Annotated in this window: 6 protein-coding genes; 5 read left to right on the top strand and 1 reads right to left on the bottom strand. The window is 64.4% G+C overall.

Annotation, left to right across the window (positions count from 1 at the left end):
• From tolA to BIS11_RS11390, 5 genes are all read left to right on the top strand, one after another.
• The coding region (gene tolA, locus BIS11_RS11410) for a cell envelope integrity protein TolA (RefSeq protein WP_253586069.1) at positions 1-777 on the top strand (777 nt) is incomplete at its 5' end.
• On the top strand, positions 777-2,063 hold the full coding sequence (tolB, locus tag BIS11_RS11405) for a Tol-Pal system beta propeller repeat protein TolB (protein WP_253422067.1): 1,287 nt from the start codon (positions 777-779) through the stop codon (positions 2,061-2,063). The genes tolA and tolB, both read left to right, overlap by 1 nt.
• A gap of 82 nt (positions 2,064-2,145) precedes the next feature.
• Complete coding sequence (gene pal, locus BIS11_RS11400; protein ID WP_253422064.1) at positions 2,146-2,691, top strand: peptidoglycan-associated lipoprotein Pal; 546 nt, start codon at positions 2,146-2,148, stop codon at positions 2,689-2,691.
• 81 nt (positions 2,692-2,772) lie between these two features.
• Complete coding sequence (gene ybgF, locus BIS11_RS11395; RefSeq protein ID WP_253422060.1) at positions 2,773-3,570, top strand: tol-pal system protein YbgF; 798 nt, start codon at positions 2,773-2,775, stop codon at positions 3,568-3,570.
• An 18-nt stretch (positions 3,571-3,588) separates the two neighbouring features.
• On the top strand, positions 3,589-4,350 hold the full coding sequence (locus BIS11_RS11390; protein WP_253422057.1) for a YciK family oxidoreductase: 762 nt from the start codon (positions 3,589-3,591) through the stop codon (positions 4,348-4,350).
• 25 nt (positions 4,351-4,375) lie between these two features.
• Here the strand turns inward: BIS11_RS11390 and BIS11_RS11385 are convergent.
• On the bottom strand, positions 4,376-4,602 hold a 227-nt coding region (locus BIS11_RS11385), incomplete at its 5' end, for an HAD family hydrolase (RefSeq protein WP_253586068.1).

Here is a 4,602-nt window from a genome sequence, read left to right as displayed (position 1 = left end):
CGCCAAGCCGAAGAGGAGGCCGCCCAGGCCCGCGCTCGTGAAGAAGAAGCACAGCGGCTCGCCGAAGAGCGCGCCGCCGAGGAGCAGGCGCGCGTCGAGGCCGAAGCCGAGCAGCAACGCCTACGCGAAGAGCAGGCGCGCCAGGAGCAGGAGGCAGAAGCCGAACGCCAGCGCGAGGAAGAGGCGCGTCGCAAAGCTGAAGCTGAAGCTGAAGCTGAACGGCAGCGTGAAGCCGAAGCGCAGGCCGAGCGTGAACGTGAGGAGCAGGCGCGTCGCGAACGTGAAGCCGAAGCCGAACGCCAGCGCGAAGAAGAAGCACGCCGCGAACGCGAAGCCCAGGAGCAGCGCCAGCGGGAAGCGGAAGCCGCCCGTCAGCGCGAGGCCGAAGCGCGCGCCGCCGCGGAAGCCGAGGCCGCCATGCAGCGCCAGCTCGAAGGCGAGGCGGCCGCTGCCGCAGCGAACGCCCAGCAGGCGCAGCAGGCCGCCAACAACTTCAGCAATATCGTCCAGCGCGCCGTGGAACAGGCCTGGATCATTCCCGGTGGATCCGGCGACAGCATGCGCGCGGTAATAAGTGTGCGACTGGGTCCCTCGGGAGAGGTTTTGTTAGCTAATATAGTAACTTCGAGCGGTAACAGTGCGTTCGACCAGTCCGCCGTGCAGGCGGTCGAACAGGCCGCGCCGTTTCGCGAGCTGCTGCAACTGACACCGGAACAGCAGCGCTACATCAGACAGAATCCGATGACCTTCAACTTCTCGCCAGGAGGGGTACGTTGATGCAAACCTTGAGCAAAGTATGGTTGTTTTGCGCGTTGCTGCTGATCAGCAGCGTCGCCAGCGCCAACCTGACCATCGAAATCACCCGGGGCAGCGATCAGGCCCTGCCGATCGGCGTGGTGCCCTTCGAAGGCGGTGAGGGCCTGCCGGAGGACATCGCCCAGATCGTCCAGGACGACCTGGAACGCAGCGGCATGTTTGCGCCTCTGGCGCGCAACGCCATGTTCGAGCGTCCGAGCCAAGCAAGCGACGTGCAGTTCGGCACCTGGCGCTCGCTCGACGTGCGCTACCTGGTGGTCGGCCGCGCCCGGCAGACCGGTAGTGGCTTTGAACTCCAGTTCGAGCTGATGGACATCAGCGGCCAATCGCGCATGATCGGCGAGACCGTGACCGTCAGCGGCAACGACCTGCGCGGGGCAGCTCACTACATCAGCGACCAGGTCTTCGAGGCGATCACCGACATTCGCGGCGCCTTCTCGACCAAGATCGCCTACGTGACCGCCCAGGGCGTGGGTGACAACATGCAGTTCGGACTGTACGTGGCCGACGCCGATGGCCAGCGCAGCCAGCAGGTGCTGACCTCGGACCAGCCGATCATGTCGCCGGCCTGGTCGCCGGACGGTCGCAAGCTGGCCTATGTTTCCTTTGAAACCGAGCGCCCGGCAATCTATATTCAGGATGTCTCCACCGGCCAGCGCGTCCAGGCGACGTCGTTCGAAGGCATCAACGGGGCGCCGGCCTGGTCACCGGATGGCCGCAAGCTTGCCATGTCGCTCTCGAAGGATGGTCAGCCCGACATCTACGTACTCGATATCGGCAGCCGTTCGCTGGATCGCGTTACCCAGAGCAACAGCATCGACACCGAACCCGCCTGGTCACCGGACGGTCGCAGCCTGATCTTCACTTCGGATCGCAGCGGCGGCCCGCAGATTTATCGCACCCCGGTCAATGGTGGCGGTGCCGATCGCCTGACCTACACGGGCAACTACAATGCTCGCGCGCGCTTCTCGCCGGACGGTGACGAGCTGTTCTTGATCCACCAGTCCGGGCGTGGTTACCAGGTTGCGCGTCAGGAACTCGACGGCGGTCGTCTCGTGGTCATCAGCGAAACCACAAGAGATGAATCTCCTAGTGTTGCGCCGAACGGGACCATGGTAATCTTCGCTACCCAACAGGGTGGTAGTGGCTTTTTGAGTGCCGTTTCCGCGGATGGCCGCTCGTCATTCAGACTGCCGGCAGCACAGGGCGAAGTACGCGATCCCGCGTGGTCTCCCTTCTTAAACTAAGATCGAGCGGTTGCGATTCACGCCCGACGATCACATAAAAGTTGAACGACAGAAATTCTGTTTTCAGGCAAGGAGTCTGATTATGCAACTTAAGCCATTGGTTCGCTCACTCGCGGTCGCGCTCTCCGTTCTGGCCGTCGCTGGTTGCTCCAGCACCGGTGGTACTCAAGACGGCGATGCCTACGGTAGCCAGAGCGGCAGCACCGCCGGCGCGGGCACCGGTTCCGGCGTTGGTACCAGCGGCACGGGCCAGTACGGTTCCACCTCGGGCGGCGCCGGCCAGCAGGCCGATTCACGTATCCCCGAAGTGCGCACCATCTACTTCGATTACGACCGTGACAGCATCAAGAGCGAGTACGAGTCCGTGGTGATGGCCCACGCCCGCTACCTGCAGTCCAACCCGAACGCCCGTGTGACTCTGCAAGGCCACACCGACGAGCGCGGTACCCGTGAATACAACATGGCACTCGGCGAGCGTCGTGCCCGCGCCGTTCAGCGTTTCCTGAACATCCAGGGCGTTTCGCCGTCCCAGATGAGCGTGGTGAGCTACGGTGAAGAGCGTCCGGCGGTCAACGGCCAGGGCGAAAGCGCCTACTCGCAGAACCGTCGCGTGGTCTTCAGCTACTAATCTTCAGCTACTAAGTAGCCGACCCGGCGATACTAGAAACGGCGTACTGGCGCGAAGCGCGCCAGTACTCTAGGAGTGAACATGAATCGCAGTCTCAAACGTTTTATTGGGAGGCTGTGCGGTGCGGGAGCCTTTGCGCTCCCGCTGTCCGTATTGCCCCTGGCGGCGCTCGCTCAGCAACCTCTGGTCCAGGATCTTTCCTCGGGCTCCAGCGGCTTCTACCAGCAGACCCAGCGCCAGGAAGCCTCCGGTGGAAATCTCGTGCTGTTCAATCAGGTGGAAGAGCACACCCAGGAGATCCAGCAGCTGCGCGGCCAGATCGAGGAGCTTCGCCATCAGCTCGAGCAGCTCAAGCGCCAGTCGCAGCAGCAGTACATCGACATCGAGGATCGGCTGATGAACCTCGACAGTGGTCCCGCCCAGATCCAGCAGTCCACCCCGCAGGTCGAACCCGAAGCCGCAGAGGAGGTGGTCAACGCCCCCTCCGCGCGCAACGTGAGCGAGGACGCCCAGGCCGACTATCAGGCGGCCTTCGCCCACGTCCAGGCGCGTCGTTTCGGTGACGCGATCGATGCCTTCAAGAGCTTCGTCACCGCCCACCCCGACAGCAGCCTGGCCGCCAACGGCTACTACTGGCTCGGCGAGCTCTATGCCGCCGAGAACGAGCTGGATGCCTCCGACGAGGCCTTCAGCCGGGTGATCAACGATTTCAACGCCAGCAGCAAGGTGCCGGACGCCCTCTACAAGCTGGGCCTGGTCAAGGCGCGTCAGGGCGAGCCCGAGCGCAGCCGCGAACTGCTCGAGCAGGTGCGCGACGACTATCCGCAAAGCAGCGCCGCCGGGCTCGCCAACGACTTCCTGCGTCAGTCCGCGGGATAATCCTTTCCGAGGTTATGCATGACCTGCAAGATCGACTATCGGCCCGCGCCTGATCTGTTGAAGGATCGGGTGATCCTGGTTACCGGCGCCGGCGATGGCATCGGCCGCTGCGCGGCGCTGAGCTACGCCCGGGCTGGGGCCACCGTCATTCTGCTCGGACGCACCCTCGAGAAGCTCGAGCGCGTCTACGACGAGATCGAGGCCGCCGGCGGCCCCCAGCCTGCCATCTTCCCGATGAACATCGAAGGGGCCACGCTCGACGACTTCGACGACATGGCAAGGCGCCTCGACAAGGAGTTCGGCCGTCTCGATGGCGTACTGCACAACGCCGGGCTGCTCGGCGAGATCATGCGCTTCGAGGAGTACGAGCAGGAGCTCTGGGACCAGGTGATGCAGGTCAACGTCAACGGGCCGATCTGGATGACCCAGTCGCTGCTGCCGCTGCTCGAGCACTCCGAGGACGCTTCGCTGATCTTCACCTCCTCGAGCGTCGGACGCAGGGGACGGGCGCAGTGGGGGGCCTACAGCGTCTCGAAATTCGCCACCGAAGGCTTCATGGAAGTGCTCGCCGACGAGTTCAAGGAGCAGGCGAACCTGCGCATCAACACGCTGAACCCGGGGGCTACTCGTACCGACATGCGCGCCGGCGCCTATCCGGAAGAAGATCCACTGACGCTGCGTACCCCGGAGCAGATCATGCCGACCTATCTCTGGCTGATGGGGCCGGACAGCCGCGGCGTGACCGGCCAGAAGATCGACGCCCAGCCGCCCAAGGCCTGATTGAGCCTGCGAGCGCCTGAGAGCCTTAGAACGAGGCCAGGCGCTCGACGAGCTCCTCGCAGGTATCGAACCAGATGTCCGCCGGCCAGTCGCGGTGGTCGTCCTGCTCGCTGATATAGCCGTAACCCACCGCGATCGCCGTCATGCCCGCCGCCTTGGCGGCCTCGATGTCGCGGCGGTGATCCCCCACGTACCAGCACGCCCCGGCCTCGATTCCCAGCCGTCGCGCCGCCTCCCAGAGAGGCTCGGGAG

The sequence above is a fragment of the Halomonas sp. 707D4 genome (assembly GCF_024158685.1).
In the GTDB taxonomy this organism is placed as follows: Bacteria; Pseudomonadota; Gammaproteobacteria; order Pseudomonadales; family Halomonadaceae; genus Vreelandella.
This window is presented reverse-complemented; position numbering and strand designations above follow the sequence as displayed.